The sequence below is a fragment of the Heliomicrobium gestii genome (genome assembly GCF_009877435.1).
Taxonomy (GTDB): Bacteria; Bacillota; Desulfitobacteriia; order Heliobacteriales; family Heliobacteriaceae; genus Heliomicrobium; species Heliomicrobium gestii.
In genome coordinates, this window is the sequence record NZ_WXEX01000011.1 from 88,647 (window position 1) to 113,658 (window position 25,012).

Annotated in this window: 24 protein-coding genes and 1 riboswitch; of the genes, 12 read left to right on the forward strand and 12 right to left on the reverse strand. The window is 59.6% G+C overall.

Annotation, left to right across the window (positions count from 1 at the left end; all coding sequences use genetic code 11):
• Window positions 1–41: 41 nt before the first annotated feature.
• From GTO89_RS12970 to GTO89_RS13010, 9 genes are all read right to left on the reverse strand, one after another.
• Window positions 42–2,861 (reverse strand): 1,4-alpha-glucan branching protein domain-containing protein, encoded by a 2,820-nt coding sequence (locus tag GTO89_RS12970; RefSeq protein ID WP_161262510.1) that lies wholly within the window; start codon window positions 2,859–2,861, stop codon window positions 42–44.
• Complete coding sequence (locus tag GTO89_RS12975) at window positions 2,851–3,366, reverse strand: DUF4912 domain-containing protein (RefSeq protein WP_161262511.1); 516 nt, start codon at window positions 3,364–3,366, stop codon at window positions 2,851–2,853. The genes GTO89_RS12970 and GTO89_RS12975 overlap by 11 nt, the downstream gene beginning before the upstream one ends.
• Window positions 3,367–3,550: 184 nt before the next feature.
• The gene (locus tag GTO89_RS12980; RefSeq protein ID WP_161262512.1) at window positions 3,551–3,952 is read right to left on the reverse strand and encodes a Fur family transcriptional regulator; all 402 of its coding nucleotides are present in this window, start codon (window positions 3,950–3,952) and stop codon (window positions 3,551–3,553) included.
• Between the two features lie 152 nt (window positions 3,953–4,104).
• Window positions 4,105–5,226, reverse strand: a complete 1,122-nt coding sequence (locus GTO89_RS12985; RefSeq protein ID WP_161262513.1) for a DUF362 domain-containing protein — start codon at window positions 5,224–5,226, stop codon at window positions 4,105–4,107.
• A gap of 190 nt (window positions 5,227–5,416) precedes the next feature.
• Window positions 5,417–5,557 (reverse strand): RCKP-type rubredoxin-like domain-containing protein, encoded by a 141-nt coding sequence (locus GTO89_RS12990; protein ID WP_161262514.1) that lies wholly within the window; start codon window positions 5,555–5,557, stop codon window positions 5,417–5,419.
• Window positions 5,558–5,629: 72 nt separating this feature from the next.
• A complete protein-coding gene (gene bshA / locus GTO89_RS12995; protein ID WP_161262515.1) occupies window positions 5,630–6,757 on the reverse strand; it encodes an N-acetyl-alpha-D-glucosaminyl L-malate synthase BshA in 1,128 nt (375 codons plus the stop codon).
• Window positions 6,758–6,764: 7 nt separating this feature from the next.
• Complete coding sequence (gene bshB1, locus GTO89_RS13000) at window positions 6,765–7,523, reverse strand: bacillithiol biosynthesis deacetylase BshB1 (protein ID WP_161262516.1); 759 nt, start codon at window positions 7,521–7,523, stop codon at window positions 6,765–6,767.
• Between the two features lie 57 nt (window positions 7,524–7,580).
• A complete protein-coding gene (locus GTO89_RS13005; RefSeq protein WP_161262517.1) occupies window positions 7,581–8,477 on the reverse strand; it encodes a M55 family metallopeptidase in 897 nt (298 codons plus the stop codon).
• 75 nt (window positions 8,478–8,552) lie between these two features.
• Entirely contained in the window at window positions 8,553–9,314 is a 762-nt protein-coding gene (locus GTO89_RS13010) for a histidinol-phosphatase HisJ family protein (protein WP_161262518.1), read from the reverse strand.
• A gap of 168 nt (window positions 9,315–9,482) precedes the next feature.
• On the opposite strand from GTO89_RS13010, the gene GTO89_RS13015 reads away from it, so the two are divergent.
• The 6 genes from GTO89_RS13015 (at window position 9,483) to GTO89_RS13040 (ending at window position 16,256) form a co-directional block, all read left to right on the forward strand.
• On the forward strand, window positions 9,483–10,241 hold the full coding sequence (locus GTO89_RS13015) for a hypothetical protein (protein WP_161262519.1): 759 nt from the start codon (window positions 9,483–9,485) through the stop codon (window positions 10,239–10,241).
• A gap of 220 nt (window positions 10,242–10,461) precedes the next feature.
• On the forward strand, window positions 10,462–11,547 hold the full coding sequence (gene serC / locus GTO89_RS13020) for a 3-phosphoserine/phosphohydroxythreonine transaminase (RefSeq protein WP_161262520.1): 1,086 nt from the start codon (window positions 10,462–10,464) through the stop codon (window positions 11,545–11,547).
• Window positions 11,548–11,747: 200 nt separating this feature from the next.
• On the forward strand, window positions 11,748–13,634 hold the full coding sequence (locus tag GTO89_RS13025; protein ID WP_161262521.1) for a spore germination protein: 1,887 nt from the start codon (window positions 11,748–11,750) through the stop codon (window positions 13,632–13,634).
• A complete protein-coding gene (locus GTO89_RS17430; protein ID WP_161262522.1) occupies window positions 13,631–14,752 on the forward strand; it encodes a GerAB/ArcD/ProY family transporter in 1,122 nt (373 codons plus the stop codon). Before GTO89_RS13025 ends, GTO89_RS17430 begins: the two co-directional genes overlap by 4 nt.
• Before the next feature lie 5 nt (window positions 14,753–14,757).
• Window positions 14,758–16,077: a Ger(x)C family spore germination protein gene (locus GTO89_RS13035; protein WP_235920469.1), complete on the forward strand. Its 1,320-nt coding sequence runs from the start codon at window positions 14,758–14,760 to the stop codon at window positions 16,075–16,077.
• Complete coding sequence (locus GTO89_RS13040; protein ID WP_161262524.1) at window positions 16,074–16,256, forward strand: hypothetical protein; 183 nt, start codon at window positions 16,074–16,076, stop codon at window positions 16,254–16,256. The genes GTO89_RS13035 and GTO89_RS13040 overlap by 4 nt, the downstream gene beginning before the upstream one ends.
• Window positions 16,257–16,322: 66 nt before the next feature.
• Here the strand turns inward: GTO89_RS13040 and GTO89_RS13045 are convergent, their stop codons facing one another.
• Window positions 16,323–17,132, reverse strand: a complete 810-nt coding sequence (locus tag GTO89_RS13045) for an ABC transporter permease (protein WP_235920458.1) — start codon at window positions 17,130–17,132, stop codon at window positions 16,323–16,325.
• A 147-nt stretch (window positions 17,133–17,279) separates the two neighbouring features.
• Between GTO89_RS13045 and GTO89_RS13050 the strand changes: the two genes are divergently transcribed.
• From GTO89_RS13050 to GTO89_RS13070, 5 genes are all read left to right on the forward strand, one after another.
• Window positions 17,280–18,257 carry an ATP-binding cassette domain-containing protein gene (locus GTO89_RS13050; protein WP_161262525.1) on the forward strand — a complete coding sequence of 326 codons (978 nt, stop codon included), beginning with the start codon at window positions 17,280–17,282 and terminating at the stop codon, window positions 18,255–18,257.
• A 99-nt stretch (window positions 18,258–18,356) separates the two neighbouring features.
• Window positions 18,357–18,462: riboswitch (TPP riboswitch) on the forward strand.
• A gap of 126 nt (window positions 18,463–18,588) precedes the next feature.
• On the forward strand, window positions 18,589–18,789 hold the full coding sequence (gene thiS, locus GTO89_RS13055) for a sulfur carrier protein ThiS (RefSeq protein ID WP_161262526.1): 201 nt from the start codon (window positions 18,589–18,591) through the stop codon (window positions 18,787–18,789).
• A 3-nt stretch (window positions 18,790–18,792) separates the two neighbouring features.
• Window positions 18,793–19,560 carry a thiazole synthase gene (locus tag GTO89_RS13060; protein WP_161262527.1) on the forward strand — a complete coding sequence of 256 codons (768 nt, stop codon included), beginning with the start codon at window positions 18,793–18,795 and terminating at the stop codon, window positions 19,558–19,560.
• Between the two features lie 4 nt (window positions 19,561–19,564).
• Window positions 19,565–20,674: a 2-iminoacetate synthase ThiH gene (gene thiH, locus GTO89_RS13065; RefSeq protein WP_161262528.1), complete on the forward strand. Its 1,110-nt coding sequence runs from the start codon at window positions 19,565–19,567 to the stop codon at window positions 20,672–20,674.
• A gap of 331 nt (window positions 20,675–21,005) precedes the next feature.
• Entirely contained in the window at window positions 21,006–21,407 is a 402-nt protein-coding gene (locus tag GTO89_RS13070; protein WP_161262529.1) for a hypothetical protein, read from the forward strand.
• Between the two features lie 174 nt (window positions 21,408–21,581).
• On the opposite strand, the gene GTO89_RS13075 is transcribed toward GTO89_RS13070, so the two are convergent.
• On the reverse strand, window positions 21,582–22,094 hold the full coding sequence (locus GTO89_RS13075) for a ferritin (protein ID WP_161262530.1): 513 nt from the start codon (window positions 22,092–22,094) through the stop codon (window positions 21,582–21,584).
• Window positions 22,095–22,380: 286 nt separating this feature from the next.
• Between GTO89_RS13075 and GTO89_RS13080 the strand changes: the two genes are divergently transcribed.
• A complete protein-coding gene (locus GTO89_RS13080; RefSeq protein ID WP_161262531.1) occupies window positions 22,381–23,904 on the forward strand; it encodes a sensor domain-containing diguanylate cyclase in 1,524 nt (507 codons plus the stop codon).
• Window positions 23,905–23,935: 31 nt separating this feature from the next.
• Here the strand turns inward: GTO89_RS13080 and cheB are convergent, their stop codons facing one another.
• Window positions 23,936–25,012: a chemotaxis-specific protein-glutamate methyltransferase CheB gene (gene cheB / locus GTO89_RS13085; RefSeq protein ID WP_161262532.1), complete on the reverse strand. Its 1,077-nt coding sequence runs from the start codon at window positions 25,010–25,012 to the stop codon at window positions 23,936–23,938.

The window sequence follows — 25,012 nt, forward strand, 5'->3', positions numbered from 1 at the left end:
ACACGCGGGGGCGGAAATCCTCTGGAAGGGGGCCGGGAATCCTAACTGGCCGCCTCGGTGACGGCGCCGGCGGTCAACCGCTTGATCGTCGCCTGCCTATACAGGCAGACCGTTTGCTCGGCCACGGTATCCCAACCGTAGATCTCGTCCACTTCCCGCAAGGCCTCTCGAACCATCGCCGCTGCGCCGTCACGGTCGGCCAGCACCCGGACGATCGCATCGGCCAGCGCCTCGGCATCACCGGGGGGGACTTTGAGACCGTTTTCTCCGTGGCGGATGATCTCGCCGAGCCCGCCGGCATCGCCGACGATAACCGGCGTTCCCGCCGCCATCGCTTCCAGCGCCACAATGCCAAAAGGCTCATAGAGACTGGGGAAGACAGCCGCCTCAGCAGACGTGAGCAGACGGTTGCGGGTGTTGTCATCGACAAAACCAGCGAAGGTGATCCGCTCGCTCACGCCCAGCGCCGCCGCCCGTCCCTTCAACGACTCCAATAAGGGGCCTTTGCCGGCGATGATCAGGCGCGCCTGGGGGCGACGGCGCAGCACCGACGGCATGGCCTCGACCAAGACCGGAGCGCCTTTTTCCGTCACCAGACGCCCGACATGGAAGATGATCTCTTCACCGGGCTGACAAAAGGCCTCCAGGGGCTTGCCCTCACCGGGAACGGGCGCCACGTTGGCCGGATCGACGCCGTTGGGGATGGTGCAGATCTCGTTCCAGGGGGCGTCAAAGAGGAAGGACACCTCACGGGTCATGTAATCAGAGCAGGCGATCAGCCCGTCGGCGGCGGCCACCAGTTCCGCCTCCGCCCGGTGGATGCTGCGCTGCAGGTCGTTCCAGAGGCCGCGCTGGCGGCCATGCTCGGTCGCATGGATCGTCACCGCCAGGGGGATGTCCGTTTGTTTGCGGATTTCCCGGGCCGCCAGGCCGACCAGCCAATCATGGGCATGGATGACAGCGGGCAGGCCGGCAGCGGTTTCCGCCATCACGCCGGAGACTAGGGCCATATTGAAACGGTAGACCCAATCGAGGAAATCGGCTTCCTGAGGCGCGCCAGGCACAGGCAGGCGGATGATCGTGACGCCGTCAACGGTCTCCCGTTCGGCGCAGCCGGGGACGGCGCAGGTGAACACCGTCACCGGAACGCCCTGGGCGACGAGGGCCTTGCTCAGATCGGCCACAGCCCGTCCCAGACCGCCCACCACGCGGGGCGGGTATTCCCAGGTCAACATCCAGACCGGTTCGGTCTGGACAAAAGGCGCCGCCGGGGCGGAGGGGCGATTGAAGCGGACATAATCGTGATAATCGATTTCGGCGAAGAGGGGGTGCTTCCATTGCGCCTCAGTGAGGGACGCCTCGTCGACCTTGCCTTCGCGCAAGGAGCGGGCCAACGACCAGAAGAGCCGCAGATGCTCGTTCAAACGGCGGGTGACGTATTCCACCGTCGTTCCCGTGTACATGATAAAGGGCCAGTCGCTGGACTGGGCCAGCATCAGTTCCCGCGCCGCCTGGTTCAGGGCGCGTCCCGTCTCGCCTTCGGCCACAGGGAAGGCCTGGGCCAGGGCGACCATCTCTTTTTCCGCCCGGTGCAGGTGCCGGTAGATCCAGTCGTTCTGTTCGCTCAACCAGACTTTGCCGAAGCCATCCTCGCCCCAGGTGCTGAAAGCGATGCGGCCCGCCGGCCCGGGGCCATGGGCCTCCCGGTAGCGTCGCGGCGTCGAAGCGACGACAAGGGAATCGGGCGCGGCCATCCGGCGCAGCACCGCTTCGAGAAAAGCAGGGCCCTCATACCACCAGTGGCCGAAGAGTTCCGCGTCATAAGGCGACAGCACGATGGGCGGTTCCGCCATCGTCTTGCTCAGGTGTTCCACCTGGGCGCAGCGGTTGCGGACAAAGTTATCGGCGTGGGCATTCACCTTGCCCATGGCCCAGTCGGGCCGGTAGGGTTCCTTGTGATCAGTATTTCCGGTGATGCGGTAATACTTGAAGCCCGTATCGGCGGGCACGTCCGTATCCAGGTAAGGCGCGACCGTCGCAAAGGGCAGGTCATAGCCGATGTCGCGGTAAAATTCGCGGTAGTCGTAATCGCCGGGATAGCCGCTTTTTTTGTCCCAGACCTGATGGGACGTCTCGGGATCGCGGGCGAAGGCCGAAACCTGATGACCGATCTGGAGCGGCTGGTAGAAGCTGGCCGGTTCGGGCAGCGCCCGCTGGAAGGTGCCGTTGTCGACGACAAAACAGCAGACCCCCTCCTGGGCGAGCACTTTTTCCACCCCGGGGGCGTAGGCGCATTCAGGCAGCCAGAAGCCGTGGGGGGCCATGCCGAAGATGGCTTTGTGCTGGTTAATCCCCGTCCGGATCTGAGGCCGCCAACTCCCTTCCGACGCATAAGGCAAAAAGGCGTGGGTGGCCGCCGAGGTCCAGAGGTCGAGATGGCCCGATTCGGCCAGCGAGCGCCAGGCGTCGGTGATCCGGCCGCTCCAATCATCGCGAAAGAGGCGCTGGCAGGTCTCGAGTTTTTCCCGATACATGGCGGCCAGAGGCGCAAAGTCCTTGTCGCCTTCGGTTCGTTCTTGTTCTTGGGCGGCCAGGGTGAGCATCTTGTCTAAATAGCGCAGGTAGCGCTGCTGCAGTAGACTGTCGGTCAGCATGGCCGCCAGCGATGGGGTCACCGAGAAGGTGACCTGGAAAGGCACCTGTTCTTGGCGAAGGCGCAGCCACGATTCAGTGAGCGGCAGATAACACTCGGTCAGCGCCTCGAAGAGCCAGCGCTCCTCCATGTACTCCGGCTTTTCCGGATGCCTCACATAGGGAAGGTGCGCATGGAGCACCAGCGCCCAGCAGCCTTTACCGGTCATGAGACGGCCCCCTTTCGCTTTCTCCCTGATAGAGCGAGAAGGAGCTTACGGTCGCCTCGCCCGCTTCGATGTTCAACCGATCGGCCAGGTCTTCCAGGGCGACGGGCCGGATCCCGCCGGAGATGGCCATGGCGCGGCCAGGCCGGCCCTTCGCCTGCCCGGAAGGCGGCACATGGATCGTCGTCGAGGCCAAGATGACGATGAACTGTCCGGCAGGGGTAAGCACGCCGATTTGGGCGCGATAGCACTCCCCGGAGGCCATGCCGTTGATGTACCAATTTTCAGTGCCAGGCGGCAGTTCTGCCAGGTACTCCGTCACCCATCGGTTGCCCTCCTCCCGCTCCAGCCGCAGGCGGCAAGGCGTATCGGGACCAAGACCCCAATTATGTAAAACTCGTATGCGCATCGCTTCTGTCAATTCCCAGTAGATGAAGATGTGGTAGGGATCGCGGACCAGCACACCAATATAATCCTCGTCATACCGCTCCGGCAGACTCGTGGCCATTGCATCTTCCTCCTAACAATGAATTGAAATCGCCATTTTCCATTATAGCAAGAGATGGCGCTGCCATGAGTTAAAATCAGGGAAAAAACAAAAAAAGCCGCCGGAGATAGACCTCCGGCGGTTTTTCGCGCTCCCAATCGCCCTATGTTCTTGCGCGCTCAGCAGTGAAACAGGATCGTCCCGGTCACATGCTGACCGCTTTACGGCACTCGGCGCAGCGGCCGAAAAATTCGATCCGGTGCCCCTTGATATCATGGCCGCTGTTCTCCTCGGCCTGCCGAACCCATGGCTCCGGCGGTTCGATGAAGATGTCAAAGACGCCCTGGCAGTTCTCGCAGATAAAATGGCAGTGGTTCTCCACGTTGCCGTCATAGCGGGAACTGGCGCCGGCATAGGTCATCTCCCGGATCAGGCCTTGTTGAACCAGCGCGTTCAGGTTGCGGTACACCGTACCGAGGCTGATGTCGGGGATCTGCTGGCGCGCCTCTTGGTAGACCCAATCGGCGGTAGGATGACAGGTCGTGCCTTGAACGATTTCTAAAACGAGCGATTTTTGTCGTGTCATACGTGGTCCGATGGCGCCCATGGCATTCCCACCCTTCCAGAGAGGACATAAAGAATCCAATCTGATATCTATTACTATTAGCATATCGTGATTGAGATTCATTGTCAACAGGGGTTTTTCCCTCTCTTGCAGGCTGCCTCACGCCATCGAACCTAGAGCAAGGAAAGAAACCGTTACTCGCCCAACCGCACTAACTCATAGGTCCGGCTGCCCAGGCCCATCTCCTCGGCGTGACGGAGTTGGATGGCGCCATCGACAGAAGGATGAACGATGCGGAACTTGTCGACGCCCGCATGCGGTTCCCCTTGCCCGGCGTCGCCGAGGCGGCCGTCGCGCAACCCCGGCGCCTGATTGACCAGATCGTAGCAGGCTTGGTCCAAGGCGACGGGATCGTCCGAGGCCAAGATGCCGATGTCGGGAACAATGGGGGCGTCGCTCCATGAACAGCAGTCACACTCGGGAGACACATCAAGGACGAAGTTGATGAAGGTCACTTTGCCCTTTTCCCGCTTCTCCTTCACTGCAGCGTAGGCGTATTCGGCCATCTTTTCCTGCAACAATCCCACATCGGTGTTCCAATTGACGGCGATGGCCTTGTGGGGACAGGTGACGGTGCACTCGCCGCAACCGATGCAGCGCTCACCGGCGATGACGGCCCTCTCCCCCAGGGAGATGGCGTCGACAGGGCACCAGTGGACGCATTTGCCGCAGACCTTGCACTTGTCATTGACTTCAGGCTTTACGTCTTGATGCTGAACCAGTTTGCCGGAGCGGGAAGCCAAGCCCATGGCCAGGTTCTTGATCGCTCCGCCGAAGCCGGTCATCTCATGGCCCTTGAAGTGACTCAGCACGATCATCCCATCGGCGTCAAGGGGAATGGCGGCGATCTTGGCCTCCTTGAGACGCTTCCCCTCGATGGGAACGTTGCGGTACTCTTTCCCGTTCAACCCGTCGGCGATGATGACCGGCGCCTTCACCGTCGCATAGGAATAGCCGTTCTCCATGGCCGTGTCCATATGGTCGACGGCGTTCGAACGGGATCCCCGGTAGAGGGTGTTCGAATCGGTCAAAAAGGGGCGCGCCTCCTTGCGCCGCACCTCGTCGACGACGGCGCCGACGAAGGGCGGCCGGATCGTGGCTGTGTTGCCCCGTTCCCCAAAATGCATCTTGATGGCCACCAGTTCGCCTTTTTCCACACCGTCGACCGTTCCCGCCGCCTTGATCAGCCGGCGCAGCTTGTCCACGAGCCCTTTGCCCGCTTTCGCTCTCGGCGAGACGAAATACACCTTTGCCATCTTCCCGGTTCCTCCTCATGAGAAAAGCAGGGTCAACTTCCCTGCTTGTTCTCTTCCTTCACTATTCAAGTATAACCAAGGGACACTGCTCCCATCAAGTCACAAGCGCTCGCCAGTGTCGAATGGACGCTTGTCCGCCCGGTATAGCCCTTCAGGAGAAGGAATTTTCAATCTTGGTCACCCTTGGGGATCAACCGCAGCAATTCCCGCCGGACGCCTGGCCCTCTTGTTTGATCAGTTCATCTTTGGGAGCGCCGCACTTGGGGCACTTGCCGGGCTTGCAACGCTTGTCAATAACCTCGCCACATTTGGCGCACTTGTAAATCGCCATATTGTTCACCTCCATGCGCAGTAATGATTACTATTATGTGTATATTTATCCTATCGCGAGAATGGATGCTTGTCAAGGCGTATTCAAGATTTCCCCGTAATAGGCCTCATATGCATCGACGATCGGATCGGTGTGGAAACGCTGCACCGCCCTTTCGCGGGCCTGCCGCGCCATGGCGGCGTATGCTTGCTCATCGGAGAGCAGCCGGACGGCGTAGCGGGCCATCGTTTCCACGTCGCCCACCGGCGCCAGGTAGCCGGTAACGCCCTGCTCGATCACCTCGGGCAGACCGCCCGCATCGCTGGCGATGACCGGCACCTGACAGGCCATCGCCTCCAGGGCCACGAGACCGAAAGATTCCTTGGCCGACGGCAATAAGAACAGATCGGCCAACGGAAAGATCTCCGCCACGTTGTCCTGGCGACCGAGAAAACAGACGCGCTCCTGCAAGCCCAGTGTTTCTGCCAGATGGGCCGCCGCCAAGCGGTCAGGGCCGTCTCCGGCCAGGAGCAACCGCGACGGAACCTGCTCGTGAACCCGGGCAAAGATGCGGATCACATCCTCGACTCGCTTAACGGGACGCATATTGGAGATATGCAAGAGGATCTTTTCGCCCGGCCGGGAGAAGCAGCCGCGCAGGGATGGGTTCTTTCGCGGACGGTACTCGTCGGCGTCAACGAAGTTGGGGATCACCCGGGGAAGGCGGCTCAACCGGAAGGTCTCTGCCGACTCCTCAGCCAGGCTTCGCGACACAGCCGTCACGCCGTCGCTCGCCTCCAGGGAAAAACGGGTGACTTCATAAAACTGGGGATCGCTGCCGACAAGGGTGATGTCGGTGCCATGCATCGTCGTCAGCACCGGCAGGCGACGCTCACCGGCCAGCATCTGTTTGGCCAGATAGGCCGCCGCCGTGTGAGGGACGGCGTAGTGGGCGTGAATGACCTGCAGGTCGGCCTCACGGGCCACTTCAACGATCTTGGCGGCCAGCGCCAGCAGGTAGGGCGGGAAGCGAAAGAGCGGGTAATCCGGCGCCTCCACCTCATGAAAGAAGACATTCGCCTCAAAGTGGGCCAGGCGAAAGGGCGTTTCATAGGAAAAGACGTGGACGCGGTGGCCCCGCCGGCCCAGTTGGCGGGCCAACTCCGAGGCGACAACGCCGCTGCCGCCGTAGGAAGGATAACAGACGATGCCGATGTTCATGGCTTCCTCACTCCCATAAGGCGTCGAGGCGCCCGATCCGGATGGGGCCATCCGGGTACAGGGGTTCCGCATAGGCCGTTCCGATCATCCCGCCCAGGTAGCGATCGCGCGCCTCCAAAAGGGCGGGAAGGTCGGGCACGTTCAAGGCCTGGCGGGTTTCCCGCTGTTCCCGGAAAAACTGGCTTTGGAAACAGGCGAGGGCCGCCTGCTTCCGGTCATAGACGGCGCTCACATCGACGCTATAGGCAGACAGGCCGTCAAGGGCGCCGTTGATGCGGTAGGCCAAGAAGCGCTTCGGTCGCCAGGGCGCCAGCTCCGGGTCGCCGAATTTTTTCAGGCCGCTGTAAAAGAGGGCTTCCCGAGCCAGACGTCCTGCCGCCTCATGGTCGGGATGGCGGTCAGGCCCCTGCGGCGCCAGCGCCAACCGGGGGCGGTAGCGGCGCAGCAAAAGCGCCAGCTCTTCCACCCGCCGCCGCCACTGCGCCGGATCGCTGAGGCCGCCGTCTTCCCAACGACAGTTGATCCGTTCCCGGACGCCGAGGACCTCCGCCGCCTCCTTGGCCTCGGCGCGCCGCGCCACGACGGTTCCGCTCGACGCCATCTCCCCTTCCGTCAAATCGACGATGACCACCTGCAATCCCTGGTTGGCGGCCAGCGCAACGGTGCCGCCAACACCCAGTTCCACATCGTCCGGATGGGCGCCGATGACCAGCACATCGGCCGGCGCCATCTCTTCGGGCGCCCTTTGGTTCCCATGGTTCTCCACAGCCGCACCTCGCTTCCGCCCGGTTGTTTCAAAAAGATGATTCCAGCACAACAGCCTTCAGGGCGCCACGGCCCCGGCGATCGTCAACATCGCCTGAAAGGCCCGAAACAGCGCCGGCAGTTCCGCCTGTTCCATCACGATCCGGCAGGGACCCTCACGGCGGGTCATGGGCATGTAGGCGACGGCATCGGCCATGACGGGCGAAGTGAACTCCACCTCCAGCGTATAGGGTGGCTGCGGCGGCCAGGAAGCAATCGCGCCGGCGGGAATCACGTCCCTTGTGCCTGAAGGGGCTCCTGCCGTTGATGCAACACCTGCGTCGTTTGCCTTTTTCGCCACCGTCGCCGCCACCGCTTCCGCCGCCGCCGCTTCGATGCGCCGGCAGGCCTCGCCGGGCGTCAGTGTGCGAGCCGACTGGCGTCCGCAGGCCCACTTCACCGCCACCGTCCGAATGGCCGGAAACAGTTCCAACGCCTCGGCTGCCGCCGCCGCATCGCCGGTGACAAGCCCCACCGGCACATGACAGCCACCGGCAAGGGCGGCGTTGAAGCCCACTTCACCCACCTCGCACCCGTTCAAGCGCAACCGGGCAATCGTCGCGGCGCTGTAGGAGTGGCTCAACAGGCCGCCGCTTCCCTGCCGGGCATGGCATCCGAGCAAAAACGCCAGATCCCACCCCTCGTCGATGGCGCACATCATGCCCAGCGCCTTCGGCTTGCCGCTGATCACCTCAACGCCAGGGGGCAATTCCTCCAAGCGCAGGTTGGTCATCGACTCGTGGGCGTCATTCACCATCACCTGAAGGGCGCCGGCCCGTTGGGCGCCCCGGACGGCCGCGGTCACCTCCGCCGTCATCCAGCGGCAAGCCTCCTCATAAGCCGGTCCGGACATCAATTGACCCGGCGATACGACGCCGGCCACCCCTTCCAGATCAGCCGATATGTAGACACGCACAGACCTCACCCCGCATCCGTCGTTTTCGGATCATCGGTTTAGGTCTATGTACGCCCCGCTCCCGGGGATGCCTTTTTATAAGTTCTCCATGATGCACCGGCGGCGATGGAAGGTGGCCACCTGGCGATAGCCGACAGACCAGGCCAGATCGCGGGCTTTGTCCAAGTCCCGCCCGACTTCATGGGCGAAGTGAGCGTCTGAGCTGAGCACGATCGGAATGGCCAGTTCAAAGCAGCGTTCCAACAAGGAGCGCTGGGGATACATCTCGGCGACGGGTTTGTTCAAGCCGTTCGTGTTGATCTCGCAAGGCAATCCCGCCCGGCGGATCGCCTGGAGCGCTTCCTCGGCCAACTCCACGATCGGCCGCCGGCTGCGGAAATTAAAAATCTTGATCAGATCCAGATGGCCGATGAAGCTGAACAACCCTTTTTCGGCGACTTCCCGCACATGGTCAAAGTAGGTGCCGTAGAGGTCGTCCATCTCCCACCGGTCATAACGATCCTTAAACTCGATGCAGTCAAAATCCCAGTCTTCGATCTTGTGGACCGAACCGATCACATAATCGAAGGGATACCGCGATGTCATCGCCTGGAGTTCCCTATCGGCGTGGCGGATATAATCGATCTCCACCCCTAACCGCACCTGCACGTCCGGAAATTTTAACGCCGCTTCGCGGACGGCCTCGACATCATATTCGTCGAGGTAGCGGTCATGGTCGGCGAAACCCACCTGGGCGACGCCGCGCAGCCGCGCCGTTTCCAGGTAGGCGGAAATCTCCTCGACCGTATGCTGGGATGTGCCATGGCCCATGGCGTGAACATGATAATCAACGAGCATGATGATACTCCCTCCAGTTTTCCGCCCACCTCGCGCTGACTTCCGGCAACGATGGACGCCAGAATCATTTTACCAAAATCGCCACAGGACTTCAAAGCGACGCCCGGCGGCGCAATCACCCTTTCGCCGGGCCTGCATACGATACAAAGATTCAAGGAGGTGATAGCCATGCGCCGCAAGTCTTCTCTGCTGTTCGGCCTGGTCACCCTGCTCATCGCCGTCGTCTACATCTTCGCCAACGCGCCGAGCTTGCCGGCCTTTAACTTTCAACAGCTTCCCGACGAAGGGGAACTGGTGCGGCGAGCCCTGCAAGCCAAGGGGTGGGAGACGCTCACACCGACCAGCGTCCTGCGGCTGGAGGTGGACGCCTCCCCCCTTGACGGCGAGGAGATCATCCTCGGCATCAATGCGGGCAAAAACAAAGGCTTCCTGGCAGGCCTGCAAAAAGCCGACGGGCGGCTGATCGGCCTATCGAAAGACCTGGCGTCGGTCCATCGCCTGTCCACGGTCGACCTGCCGGGACTCGCTCAAAAAGGGATCTCTGTCGAAGAATACTACGACAACCGGACCGGCGGTTTCGAGGAGACCACCTGGAAACGCATCTTCCGCCTCGACGAAAACAACGCCTTCCAGCAGGTCTTTTCCCATGTCCAGCAGAGCGAGTACTTCTGGCATGACGCCTGGGATCAGCCAAAGGGCATCTTCTGGCACCGCGTCAAGGAAGAAAACCGCTTCTCTATCCCAGCGCCCGGCGTGATCGTCGTCGATCGGACCGTTTCCCACTACGCCATTCCCGGCGACCCGAAAAAGATGCCCACCCAGTACAACCTGGAGAAGGAAGAACGAGAAAAAATCCGCTTTGAATGGAACGCCGCCAGCCTCCGTTTCGTCGAGACGAAGCGAGAATCCGTCCAAGGTCAGGCGTAACTTTTTTGGGGATCCGGTCTGAGAAATCTGTTCAGGCCGGTTTTTTCGTTTTAAAGCTCCTCATATATGGCGGTCCGGCGCCGGAGATTCAATAACATTTTTTAACTCTCCCGGAAAACGTTTTTGTGTCGCAAACATTGTATACCACGGACGGACAGGCTATAATAGATAAAAATGTCTATCCCCCCACTTTACATAACGGAAGGAGCTAATTTGACAGATGGAGCGCGTTTTCAACTTTAACCCCGGTCCCGCCACCCTGCCCCTGGCTGTCCTCGAAGAAGCCCAACGGGAGATGCTGAACTATAAAGGGACCGGCATGTCGGTCATGGAGATCAGCCACCGGTCCAAAGAATATGAGGCCATCAACAATGAAGCGGAAGCCACCTTGAAGGAACTGCTTGGCCTCGGTGACAACTACCGGGTGCTCTTCCTCCAGGGCGGCGCCAGCACCCAGTTCGCCATGGTGCCCATGAGCTTCCTGGGCGCCGGCCAAACAGCCGACTACATCCTCACCGGCAGTTGGTCGGAAAAAGCAATGAAAGAAGCGCAAAAGTTCGGCCAGACCCATGTGGCCGCCACCACTCAGGAAGGCAACTACGTCCGCATCCCCAAGGCCGACGAGATCCAACTGAGCGAGGCGCCTGCCTACGCGCACATCACCTCGAACAACACCATCTTCGGCACCCAGTGGCAGAGCTTCCCCGACTTCGGCGACATTCCCCTCATCGCCGACATGTCCAGCGACATCCTCTGCAAACCCTTTGACGCCAACAAGTTCGCCCTCATCTACGCCGGCGCCCAGAAAAACCTCGGCCCCTCCGGCGTCACCGTCGTCATCATCCGCCAGGACATGATCGAGAAAGCCTCGACCAAACTGCCGACCATGCTCCGCTACGACATCCACGCCAAGAACAACTCCCTCTACAACACACCGCCCAGCTTCTCTGTCTACATGCTCAACCTGGTCCTGCGCTGGGTCAAAGCCCAGGGCGGCTTGGTCGCCATGGAAAAACACAACGTGGAGAAAGCGGCGCTGATCTACGATGTCATCGACGGCAGCAACGGTTACTACAAAGGCCACGCCAACAAGGACAGCCGTTCCACCATGAACATCACCTTCACCCTGCCCAGTGAAGAGCTGGAAAAAGCCTTCGCCGCCGAAGCGACGAAAGCCGGCCTCATCGGCCTGAAAGGTCACCGTTCCGTCGGCGGCATGCGCGCCTCCACGTACAACGCCATGCCCCGTGAAGGCTGTGTCGCTCTGGCGGAATTCATGAAGGAATTCATGGGGAAGAAGGGGTAACAGGTTCTTTCGATTCTGGCGAACCGCTTTAACTGAAATAGGAGTGCTTATCATCCACCGCCCATCGTTACGAGGGGCGGTGGATTTTTTTTAGAAGGCATGCTCTACAAAATGCGCCCCCAAGGAAACTTGCATAGAGGGAACAGGGATTCTCAAAGACTACCGGTGAAGGATACCGTTGGGGAGGAAGAAGGAACAGGATGTCGCCGTTTAACTGGCAGCCGTTCAAGAAACTGCTGCGGGTCGATCCACCCATGATGAAAAAGTCCTTTTCTCTCTCCCCTTATGACAAGTGGTTGGCGCAGCAAAGGGAGAACGCTGGGGCCAACAAGCGGCTTTCCACAAGCAGCCTCTACGCCCCGGCCCTTTCACGGCATTTTCCGAAACCCAAAGCAGACACAGGCAAACAGGGCGCCACCAGCGGCCCCATCAAGTACAAGGGGCACGGAAATAGCGCTGCGGCGACATCCCCGGACGAAGGGATACCGGCAGGGCTTTGCGAGATCCGGCGATGGCTGTCCCGTGAATTCACGATCCGGCTCAATCCAGACCTGCGACTGCGCCACGTGACGCTGGGGCTGCCACAGCCGGTCCCGGCGCTGCTCGTCTTTTTCCAGAGCCAAGTCAATAATGAACACCTGAGCGATATGGTGATCACCCCGCTGGTGATGCCTTTTGATGGCCCCATCGAAGACGGCGCGAGGGATGCCCCATTTTCTTCAGCCGCTGAGGTTTCCTCCATCAAGAGTTCGCTTCTGAACGCCCTCGCCACCCGCTTCACCACATCGGTGGGTCAGATTTCCCCGTTGCCCACTAAAGGCGCCGTCATCCATGCCCTGATCAACGGCCATGTGGCGCTTTTTGTAGAAGGCGAGTCAGAAGCGTTGATGTTCGAAGCGGCATCCATACCAGGGCGCGGCGTGGAGCAGCCGGTCACCGAGGCCGTCGTGCGCGGCCCCCATGAGGCATTCAACGAAAACATCGACAGCAACATCGGCCTCCTGCGCGCCCGCTTGCGCAGCAGCCGGCTGCTGACCGAGATCGGCTTCGTCGGCCGACTGGCGCAGATCCGCTACAGCCTCATTTACGTGGCCGGGTTGACCCATCCGGCGCTGGTGCGGGAGATGCGGCGGCGCATCGAGGCGATCGACGTCGACGCCATTCAAGACATCGGCCTGCTGGCCCAGTATGTGGAAGACAGCCCCAACGCCTTCCTGCCCCAGCAAATGATCACGGAACGACCTGACCGTGTCGCTGCTGCGCTGGCCGACGGCGCTGTGGCGGTCCTGCTCGACCGCAGCCCCTACGCCCTCGTCGCGCCGGTGACCTTTTGGAGCCTGCTGCAATCGCCGGAAGACATGTACCTGCGCTGGCCCTACGGCGCCTTCGCCCGGATCATCCGCTTTATCGCCACACTGATCACCATCTTGCTCCCCGGACTGTATATCGCCGTCACCGCCTACCACCCTGAGATGCTGCCGACAGAACTGATGTTGTCCACGGCCGCCGCACGGGAACGAGTGCCCTTTCCCGTGCTCGCTGAAATCATTTTTCTCGAGTTCGCCCTTGAACTGGTTCGCGAGTCCGGCATCCGCATCCCCAAGCAGATCGGCCCCACCATCGGCATCGTCGGCGCCATCATCATCGGCCAGGCAGCAGTCGAAGCGGGCCTGATCTCGCCAGTCCTCGTCGTCCTCATGTCTGTCACGGCCCTGGCGGTCTTCATCATCCCATCCTACGATCTGCTGTACGGCATCCGGCTCCTGCGCCTGCTCTTTGTCCTCGCCGCTTCCTTATGGGGCCTTTTCGGCATCGCCCTCACGACGACGATCCTGGCCTTTCACCTGGTCACCTTGAAATCCCTCGGCGTACCGCTGCTCTCTCCCGTCGTCCCGGCCCGTTCTCACGGCGATGATGTCATCCTGCGACCACCCATTTTCAGCCAGTCCCAACGGCCTGCTGAAAATCGCCCCGTCGATAAAACCCGCCAATCGCCCCTGCAACGGGACTGGAATCCGGCGGCCCGTGTTCGCGTCAAGGAAAAGGGGCCGCCAAAGGCTTCCCCCAAGCCAGGCGGTTCATCATGAAACAGGCCGATCACATCGGTGTCGTCGAGGCCATTTTCCTGCTCTGGGTGATCCTCGACACCAACATTTTTCTTGGCCTCCCCCGCTATTTCGCCGCCAGCGGAGAGAGCGCCATGTACCTGCTTCCTTTATTCTGTTACCTCTTTCTGTCGCCGATCCTGTGGATGATCATCCGGCTGCGCGCCTACCATCCGCAACTGATCTTCACAGAAATACCGGGCAAACTCTGGGGCCAGTGGGCATCGACGCTGTTGGCGTGGTTTGTGGCGATTTTCTTCGCCTTTTCCACCGGCAACTACCTGCGCCAGTTCGTATCCCTGATCAACGACGCCATCCTTCCCCTGTCACCGGCGTCGTACCTGATCATCCCCTTTGTCTTCGCGATCGCCTTCGGCGCGTACCATGGCGCAGAATCGATCAGCCGGGCCAATTACCTGCTCCTGCCCATCACCCTGGGCGGATACCTGCTTTTGCTGGGAAGCGCTTACATCATCGGGGAACCCTCTTTCGCCACCCCTTTTTTCGGTCCCGGCCTGGATCGACTGTTCTGGGGCGGGCTGTACCGGGTGCCCTATTTTCTCGAAATCGTCATCCTGACGGTCCTCTTTCCCCACTTCCGCAGCAACAAACAGTTCCGGCAGGTGATCTGGTACGGAACCTTTCTCAATGTCTTATTGCTCGCTCTCGGTCTTCTGGCCTATGCGTTGAACTTCCCCCCTACAAACACGCAAAACGTCGGTTTTCCGCTCTTTCAGTTGTCCCGCAACATCTATTTCGGCCGCTACCTGCAGCGCGTCGAGGCGCTGTTCACCTTCATCTGGGTGATCATGTCCATATTTAAAATGTCGCTCTCCCTTTACGCCGGTTCAATCGCCTTTGCTCGGGGGATCGGAGCGCCCTTCTACCAACCCTATGTGCCGCCCATGGCCGTATTGACAGTGGTCTTCTGCTTCCTGGCGCCCAACTACCTGACCGCCCTCGAGTGGGAATGGGGGATTCTTCGCTACGCCTCCACCGTCCCTTTTGTCGCCTTTCTCTCGCTGTTGCTGGTCGCAAGCTACTGGCAGGCGCAAAAAAAAAGCGCCGCCCCAAGGGGGAGGACGCCATCGACACCCTGAGCAACATGCCGAAAAAGAAACGACTGCCGGTTGTGATCGCTATCCTCCTCTGCGGCCTCATCCTGCCCGGTTGCTGGGACAAACGGGAACTGGATCAGTACGCCTTCGTTCTCTCCATGGGCGTCGACTTGGGGCCCCAGGAGGAGATCGAACTGACTGTCCGCATCTCCATCCCTTCATCCTTGACGGCACAAGCGGGGCGCGGCGGCGTATCATCGCCTGCTGAAGTCTCCAAGGTGATCACCGCCACCGGTCGAACCATACCGGAAGCCATGTCCCACCTCGACAGTCAAGTCGAACGTCAGGTGTCTTACATGCACTGCCGGACCGTCCTGCTGGGCGAAAAGATCGCACAGCACGGAATCGTGCCCTATCTTGACGTGTTTAACCGTTACCGCGAGTTTCGGCGGGCGCTCTTCGTCTTTATCGTCAAAGACGTGGCCGTCCGGGATATTTTCATGAATACGACGCCTGTGCTGGAAACAAACGTAGCGCGCTACCTGGAGAGCATCGCCACTTCAGAAGAACGAACCGATTACGCCCCCGTCACCCGCCTGCTCGATATCAACCGGACGATTGAAGAATACCATGTGGACACGGTCATCTCGGTCTTTGCGCTCAATGATCAGATTCTTAAGGAAAAGCCGGACTCTAAAGTGAAGCCGCGGCCTACGCCGGAGTTCAGAAAGGATGGCACGGAAACGCCAGGCGTTGAACCGGAAACATCTGCCGGCCATTTGCACCGTTCCGGCGGCAACCCCCTGGAATACATCGGTTCGGCTGTTTTTATTGGCGGGAAACTGGTTACGTATATGGATGGCGCAGAAAATCGCATCTGGTCGATGCTGATCGGGAGATACAACACCGGCCTTTGGACGTTCCCCGATCCCCATCAACCAGGCAAATACGTTTCCATGCGGCTGAATCACGGCGATCCTCTCCGGGTCACTGTCGACGATTCCGTCCACCCCATACGCATCGAAGTGAAAGTTGAACTGGATGGAACCATCGTGGAAATCAGCAGCCGTAAGCCCTACGCGACACCGGAAGGGTTTCGTGATATGGAGGCGTTCATCAATCGAGAACTGAACAGCCAGGCTATTCGACTGGTCAAGCGGATGCAGAAGATCCCGGCCGATCCCTTTCAATTCGTCCGCACGCTGCGCATGCGCACCCTGACCACTGGGGAGTACTGGAACATCCCCTGGCGTGAATGGTTTCGCGACGCTGAATTCATCGCGGACATCCACGTCCATGTGCGCCGTCCCGGCTATCAGGTTCAGCCGGACGAACCACTCAAACAAGAGGAGCATCTGGTACGATGACCAAAAGCCAAGCATTCGGCATGCTGATCGTGATCGCCATCTGCATCTATACGGTCAATTACGGCCGTTGGCTCCAGCAGCGCGGCTATACCGGCGCCGCCTGGTCCAGCTATCTGCTGGCCGCCGTCGCCTTCCTGGCGCCCCTCGTCTATATATGGATGCGGGCGATGCGAGACTGAGCGGCCTGGACCGCGACGGCTAGACTGGACACGGGGGAATTGCGCCGCCTGCTGTGCCGCCTCGTTTTATCCCTGCCGGTTGAAAGCCGTCATTCCGGTGAGCGCCGTCACGAAGGCAAAGGCGCCCAAGGCCGCCACATCGACGGCAAGGCTGTGGTGAAGCATCACCGCCGCCTCGGGGATGCCCCGGTAGATGACGTTTCTGAGCGCGTCGACGCCATAGGTGAGCGGGTCGACGCGCATGAGCCACTGCAACCACAGGGGGGCGCTCTGCATGGGATACATGGCGCCGCTCAAGAAAAACATGGGCATCGTCAGGAAGTTGGAGATCAATTGAAATCCCTGCATCGACTCCATCCGTCCGGCGATGGAGATCCCCAAGAGCCCGATGGCAAAGCCGATCAGGGCGCAAAGGGGCAAGACGAGCAGCGCCGTGCCGATGGTGATGGGCACGCCGGCCAGCGGCGAGAGGCACAAAAGGACGAGGCCCTGGAAGCAGACGATGGTCCCGATGCCGAGGGCCTTGCCGACGGAGATGGCCCAGCGGGGAACCGGCGCGACGAGGATCTCTTTTAAGAAGCCAAACTCACGGTCCCAGATGATCGAGATGCCTGAGGACATGGATGTAAATAGGACCGACATGGCGATAATGCCGGGGTAGATGAAGGTCATGTAGTTCACATCGTCAGCGCCTGGGGTGACGCGAAATCGCATCGATGCGGCGATGCCCGTGCCGACAAAGGTGAGATAAAAGGTGGGTTGGAGGATCATGCCGGCCCACTGGCTTTTTTCGCGGATGAACCGGATCAGTTCGCGGTACCAGATGACATAGATCGTCTTCAGCACATTTTCCAATGATGACACCCTCTTCTGCATTGATGACCTTCTGATTTCATTTCCGCTTCTGCCGGTGAAACCGCCCTTTCCTTCGATTGCCCTTCCAGCCGCTTTTCGTTAGTATAGGATTAGCACAGTAATAATGAACGCGCCGAAAAGGGCAGGATGACCGAAGGGGCATGTGTTATGGATAATATTATCACTGTCGAACACTTAGTCAAACGGTACAACGATTTTCCCGCTGTCAACGACATCTCCTTCGCGGTGAAGCCTGGCGAGATTTTCGGGTTTCTCGGCCCCAACGGCGCCGGCAAGTCGACGACCATCAAGATCCTCTGCACCTTGCTCTCGATCACCTCAGGCCGGGCCGTCTTGAACGGCTTTGACGTGGAAAAGGATCCCTTGAAGGTGCGTCAGTCGATCGGTCTGGTCTTTCAGGATTTTTCCCTCGATGACCGCCTAACGGCCATGGAAAACCTCTACTTTCACGGGATGCTGTACAACGTGCCCCGGCGTCTCTTGCAGGAGCGGATGGATGCCGTTCTGGAAATGGTTCAACTGACCGACCGTAAAAAGGATCTGGTGAAGAAATACTCCGGCGGGATGAAACGCCGGTTGGAGATCGCCCGGGGCCTCCTCCACTACCCAAAGGTGTTGTTCTTAGACGAGCCGACCATCGGCCTTGATCCCCAGACCCGCACCGCCATCTGGGAACATATCCTGCACCTTCGACACAGCCTAGGGCTCTGCATCTTCCTGACGACCCACTACATGGATGAGGCGGAGCACTGCGACCGCATCGCCGTCATCGACCATGGCCGGATCATCGCCCTCGATACGCCGACAAATCTGAAGAAAACGACCGTCGGCGGCGACCGGATCACGCTGACCGCTGACGACAATGAATTTATGGCGGAGGAATTGAAAAACCGCTTCGGTATGGAAGCGGTGCTTTCGGACGATACGTTGAGTTTTCAGGTGGAACAGGGCGACGCTTTCATCCCGCGCTTTCTCAGCGCATTTCCCAACCAGGTGAAGGCGATCCGCCTCCATGAGCCCACCTTGGATGATGTCTTTTTATCCCTGACAGGGCGCGGGATACGGGATGATCTTTTGAGCGATGGGGAGCGGTTTCGGCAGAGGAGGTTGAGGAGGAGACGATAGAAAGGAAAAACCTTCTAAAACCCGCTTGCTCCTGCCGGTTTTTCGGCGTATAATCTATGTCGTCACCATCGAATTCACTGCACAACAATTTCACAATCCACACCTTGCTAGGGGTGCCGTCGCACGGCTGAGAGAGAAGGTCCCTTCTCAACCCTTTGAACCTGACCTGGGTCATACCAGCGGAGGGAAGCAATCGGAAGCGCCCATTTTTTCGCTTTCTGAACGGCTTGCCCTTTGCGGCAAGCCCTTTTGTTTTTCCCCTTCTTCAGCGTTTGCCCTTCAGCGTTACCCTTTACGTCAACCCGCTGTCATTGCGGAAAGGAGTGCCTCCATGCGCGCTACTGTCAACGGCGCCCCGGTGGAATTGCCGGGCGTCACCCCCTTGCTCGCCTTTCTGGCCGAGCGCAAACTGAACCCTGCCGTCGTCGTCATCGAGCACAACGGCCAGATCCTGCACCGGGATCGCTGGCCCGACACCTGCATCAGCGACGGCGACACCCTGGAAATCCTGTCATTCGTAGGAGGAGGTTGAACCATGGATCGACTGGTCATCGGCGGCCGGGAACTGAAGAGCCGCCTGTTCATCGGCAGCGGCAAGTTTGCCGACGAAAGCATCATCGGCGACATCGTCGCCCAGACGGGTGTGGAGATCGTCACCGTCGCCCTGCGGCGCGTCAGCCTCTCCGGCGACGGCGACAACATCCTTCGCTGCATCCCCAAGGAGTGTGTCCTGCTGCCCAACACCTCAGGCGCCCGGACGGCCGAAGAAGCCATCCGCATCGCCCGCCTGGCCCGCGCCGCCGGATGCGGCGACTGGGTGAAGATTGAAGTCATCTCCGACAACAAATACCTGTTGCCCGACAACAACGAGACGATCAAAGCGACCCGCGTCCTCGCGGAAGAGGGCTTTGTCGTCCTTCCCTACATGCACCCCGACCTCTATGCCGCCAAGGAACTGGAGCGGGCCGGCGCCGCCGCCGTCATGCCCCTGGGCGCGCCCATCGGCACAAACCGGGGCTTGAAGACGAAGGAGATCGTCCGCATCCTCATCGAGGAGTGCCGCGTCCCCGTCATCGTCGACGCCGGCATCGGCAAGCCCTCCGAAGCCGCCGAAGCCATGGAGATGGGCGCTGCCGCCTGCCTCGTCAACACAGCCATCGCCACCGCCGGCAACCCCCTCGTCATGGCGCGCGCCTTCAGCCAGGCTGTCGAAGCCGGTCGTCTCGCCTACCTGGCCCAGCCGGGCGAAACCACCGAGTACGCCCGGGCCAGCTCGCCGCTGACAGGCTTTTTGAGGAGTTAGGCCCATGCACTCTTTTTATGAACAGATCGAAGCCTATGAGGGCTTTGACTTTGCCCGATTTCTGGAGGGCGTCTCCCTCCGCCAGGTCGATGGCGTCTTGAATAAAGACTACCTCTCGCCCCATGACTTCCTGGCCCTTCTATCCCCCGCCGCCGCAGAGCGGTTGGAGGCGATGGCTCAAAAAGCCCATCGCCTGACGCGGCAGCACTTCGGCCGCGTCATCCAACTCTACACGCCCATCTACCTGGCCAACTACTGTGTCAACCGCTGTGTCTACTGCAACTTCAACCACCGCAACGACATCGAGCGGCGGCAACTGACAACGGCGGAGATCGAAGGGGAGGCCGAAGCCATCGCCGCCACCGGGCTGCGACAGATCCTCCTGCTCACCGGCGAAAAGCCGGGCAAGGACGCCCTCGATTACCTGATCAACGCCGTGGAGATCGTCCGAAACCACTTCACCGCCGTCGGGATCGAGGTCAACCCCATGGATGTGGCGGCCTACTGCCGTCTGGCCGAAGCCGGTGTGGACAGCCTGACCATCTACCATGAAACGTATGATCGCGCCGTCTACGACCGGCTCCACCCGGCCGGGCCGAAAAAAGACTACCGCTGGCGCCTCGACGCGCCGGAGCGAGGCTGCCAGGCCGGCTTCCGGGCCGTCAACATCGGCGCTCTGCTCGGCTTAAACCACTGGCCCTCAGAAGCCTTCTTCACAGGCCTACATGCCAGTTACCTTCAAAACAAATACCTGGGCGCAGAGATCGGCATCGCCGTCCCCCGCATCAAGGCCGGCCCCGGCGCCTACCAGCCGGAATCACCCGTCTTTGATCAGGACCTAGTCCAGATCCTGCTCGCCTTCCGCCTCTTCATGCCCCGCGCCGGCATCAGCCTGTCGACGCGGGAGCCGGCGGAACTGCGCGATCACCTGCTCCCCCTCGGCATCACCCGCATGTCCGCCGGTTCTGTCACTGCCGTCGGCGGTCACATCGACGAAAACGCCGACGACGGCCAGTTCCGCGTCTCTGACGAGCGATCCGTCGACGCGGTGCGCGAGATGCTGATCGCCAAGGGGTATCAGCCGGTTCACCAGGATTGGCACCGGCTGGCTTGAGGACCCATCGGCCTCTGTTTCTGTCCGCCAGTAACCATTCGCTATCCACCATCGGCGAACGGGTATCACCGTTCAACCAAGAAGAAAGGGACACTCTGCACAAGGGTGTCCCTTTCTTCTTGCCCGCTTCTCCTATTTCCGAGTTCAAGCAATCCTTGAAGGATTCAAGCACTTTTTCCCCATCTTCGCATTACACTAAAACAGATTACTATATATTACCTTTTTCATCCCCTATCTACACCCCACGCTTAGCACGCGCATGATCGTTGGCTATTCTTTTGCCTCCCCTCTTTGTCTCTGCTTAAAGACGCCCGAACACGGAGGTGAAGCGATGGAAACACTGCCCGCTTCAACGGGATTCATCGTCGACCAGGAGTACCTTTCCACCGTTCTCTTCGTCCTGATCACCACCACAGTGGAACTCGTCAAGTACATGATGAAACGGCAGTCGGAAAAGTTCAAAGTGCTCCTCCCCTTTGTCCTATTAGGAGCAGGGTTTCTCTGGGGAGGTCTGTACGGACTCTGGATGAAAGAAGCTTTATCATGGAGCAACTTCAAACACGGGGCAGAGTATGGCGTTTATGTGGCCTGTGTATCCGGCGTGTCCTATGGAATGATCAAATCCTTTCGTCAGGTCCGCGACGGGATGGGGGTCGAGAAAAACGGCGGAGATGGGGAAAAGCCGCCGGAGTCTCCGTCAGATGAGGAAGCGAATAAGGCAAATCGGCGCTAATGAAAATAGAGCCCATTGTGCAGGCAGGCATTGAAATCCAACAACCCATGGAGTACACGGCGAAAACCGTGCATCTCCATGGGTTCTTTTAACCATCGGTTGCACCATGCTACCCTTCGATTCATCCCGTCACCCAGTGGATCACCTCATTCGGAGCCTACAAGCTGGAGCGCCTTACGCCTCCCCCGCCGGTGGCGTGAAGGTCCGGTTGGCCAACTCCGCATTGATCATGTACAAGCCGCTTGGGTTGTTCTGCACGAAGCGGAGCTTTTTGATCAAGCCCAAAAACATGGACTCTTCTTCCACCTGCTCATCGATGAACCAGCGGAGAAAGCTGACCGTGGCGTGCTCCCGCTCTTCAGTGGCCATGTCCATCAGGGCGTAGATCCGCTTGGTCACGAAGCGCTCATGTTCATAGCTCTTTTCGAAGGCGTCCAGGACCGACCCGTACTCGTTGTGGGGCTCGTCGAGGCCCTTGATCACTGTCCTGCCGCCCATTTCATTGATGAAGTCGAAGAACTTCATGGCGTGAAACCGTTCCTCTTCCGCCTGCACCTTGAAGAAGTTTTCAAAGCCGTTCAGATCCTGATCGGCGCTGTAGGCGGCCATGGCCAGGTAGAGGTGGGCCGAAAACAATTCGTGTTTCAGTTGTTCATTCAGTTCGTCCTGAAGTTGTTTTGAGAACATGGAATCTCCCATACCTCCTTGCTGTATCGGGGCTGTCTACCCTTAGTCTAACCCATGTCCTCTGTTCATACGCGGTCCCTCAGCAGTCCCCTGTAACTGCGCAGAGGCGGCAACCATTTCAAGCTTTTTAATTGAAAAAAAACGGCAAATGACAAGGATTCGAGGGGGCACGTCACGAAAGAAACGAAATTGACCCTATTTGGATCTCGCTGTTCTTCATATCCTTTATTTTCCTGCAAGAAGACGCCGGTCTGATTCAGAATTAATATGGTTGAAGGTGATCGCGATGGATTTATTGACGGTTATGATCATCTCCACGTTCAGCTCCCTTCTCCTCTGCGGCGTTTTCTTATACCTCTACAAAAAATATGGAGAACGCTTTACCGCCATCTGGGCCGCCAGTTGGGCCTTCTACGCGGCGCGAAATGCCCTGGACATGCTCCGTGAGTTGGGCATGACGTCGACAGGACTTCTGTTTCTCGATACCGTCTGTCCCGTCCTCGTTGCTTGCCTTCTCTTATGGGGCACCTATGATTTTATCGGCAAAGCCATCCCGCAATGGTGGTTGTTCCTTCCAGTCGCTGGCGTGGCAGCGGCTGCGGCCACAGTCACCCTGTCCGCCAGCCATAGTGTCAGCGCGCTTTTCTTTCTCTTCATGTCCTCTATTTATCTGTGGACCGGCATTTGTTTCTTACGGTCCGAAAAAATCCACGGCGTCGGCAAGGCGCTCACGGGGTGGTCTATCATCCTGTGGGGGATCCATACCGCCGATTATCCCTTTCTGCAAGACCTCCCTGCCCTGGCCACCTGGGGATACCTGATCGGCTCCCTCCTGAAACAGGTGATCTCGATCAGCATCCTTCTGGTCTACTTTGAAAACACCCGCGACCACCTGGCCCAAGCGCAAAAGGAGCTGCGGGCGCAAAAAGAGGAACTCCAACAGATCCTCGATCACGCGCCGATGGCCATCTACTACATGGACCGCGAGGCCAAAATTGTCCGGGTGAACAAAGCGGTCGAACGAATGACAGGCTTTTCCGAAGCGGAAGTGCTCGGCAAACAGAGCCTCGATTTTTTGATCTTGAACGGACAGACCCGTTACGAGGAGGCCTTGTCGGTGATCCAAACGGGCCAGCCCATTCTCAATAAGACCTATCCCATCAAGAAAAAGCACTCCACAGAGATCCGCTGGGCCAGCATCGACAAACTGCCTTACCGGGACGAAGCCGGCAACATCATCGGCGTCCTCTCCTTCTCCGTCGACATCACCGATCGCCACAAGGCCGAAGAGGAGATTCGCTTTTTAGCGCTCCATGATCCGTTGACCAAGTTGCCCAACCGGTATCTGATCGACGACCGGCTCGGACAGGCTTTAGCCACCGCAAAACGAAACAGCGCGATGCTCGCGCTGCTGTACATCGATTTGGACGATTTTAAACCGGTCAATGACCAATACGGTCATCGGACTGGCGACCAGGTGTTGCAGATTGTGGCATGCCGCCTGCAGAAGACCCTCCGCGATTCCGATACGGTTGGGCGGCTGGGCGGCGACGAGTTTGTCGTCATTCTTCCCAACATTATCACTTGCAAAGACGCTGTCCATGTCAGCGAAAAGATCATCGCCCAGGTGGCAGAGCCGATCGTCATTGACGACGATGTGACGATCCAGATCGGCGCCAGTGTCGGCGTCAGTCTCTTCCCGCTGAACGGAACTGATGCAGACAGCCTGATGATCAGCGCCGATAATGCCATGTATGCGGCCAAACAGGTAGGCGGCAATCAGGTGGCCTGTTTCGCGGCAGGCGCGTGATACCCATGATGGGCGTGACTCACGAAAGCCCTTACCGTCTGGCCAACCCGGCAAGCAGTTTTCCAATCGCCCTCGGCGCCATGAACCGGCAGGCGGCGCCGAGTTTTTCCGCCTCGCCGGGCATGCCGTAGACGGCGCAGGACGCCTCCTCTTGGGCGACGGTGAAACCGCCGGTGTTGCGGATGGTTTTCAGCGCTGCCGCGCCGTCTTTGCCCATTCCCGTCAGCAGGACGCCCCAACTCTCGGCGGCAAAGTGTCTGCCCAGTGACGCCAGCAGCACGCCTACCGACGGCCGGTGACCTTCCAGCGGCGGCGCGCCGCTCAACCGGAGGCAGCCGCTCCGTTCCACTTCCAGGTGGTAATCTTCCGGCGCAAAGTACAGGCGGCCAGGGCGTATCTTTTCGCCTTCTTCCGCCAGTTTCGCCTCGATCCGGCTGAATCCGTTCAGGTGGTGAACAAAGGCGCTCATGAAACCGGCCGCCATGTGCTGGACCGCCACGATGGGCACAGGGTAATCGGCGGGGATCTCCCGTAAAATCTCCGAAAACGCCGTCGGACCGCCCGTCGACGCGCCGATGCCGATCACCGCCGGGGTGGCGAGCGTCTGCCCCAGGACCTGCCCTATCCCCATCGCCGGAGCGAAACCCGGCAGTGGCGACAAAACCGTGGGCAGACCAGCCAGACCGGCCTGCCGGCGTTTGCGGAAAACCTTCACGCCGGCGAGGATGCTGATCTTGTCAATGATCTCTTTGGCCTTGTCCTTCAGTTCCGGTTCAGCCAGTCCCGCCGGTTTTTCCACAAACTCGAGCGCCCCGGCCTGAAGGACCTGGAACGTCCGTTCGGCGTTGCCGTCGACAGCGCTCAAAACCATGATCGGCTTCGGAAACTCTTCCATCAACCGGCGTGTCAATTCCAGGCCATCCATCTCCGGCATGTGCAGGTCGGTGCAGACAACATCCGGGTCCGCCATCGGGATCAGCGCCAGGGCCTGGCGCCCGTCGGACGCCGTTCCGACCACATCGATATGGTCGGAACGGGCGAGAAGCTTCTTCAATACGAAAAGCGCCACCGGCGAATCGTCTACGAGGACCACACGGATCTTTTTCAT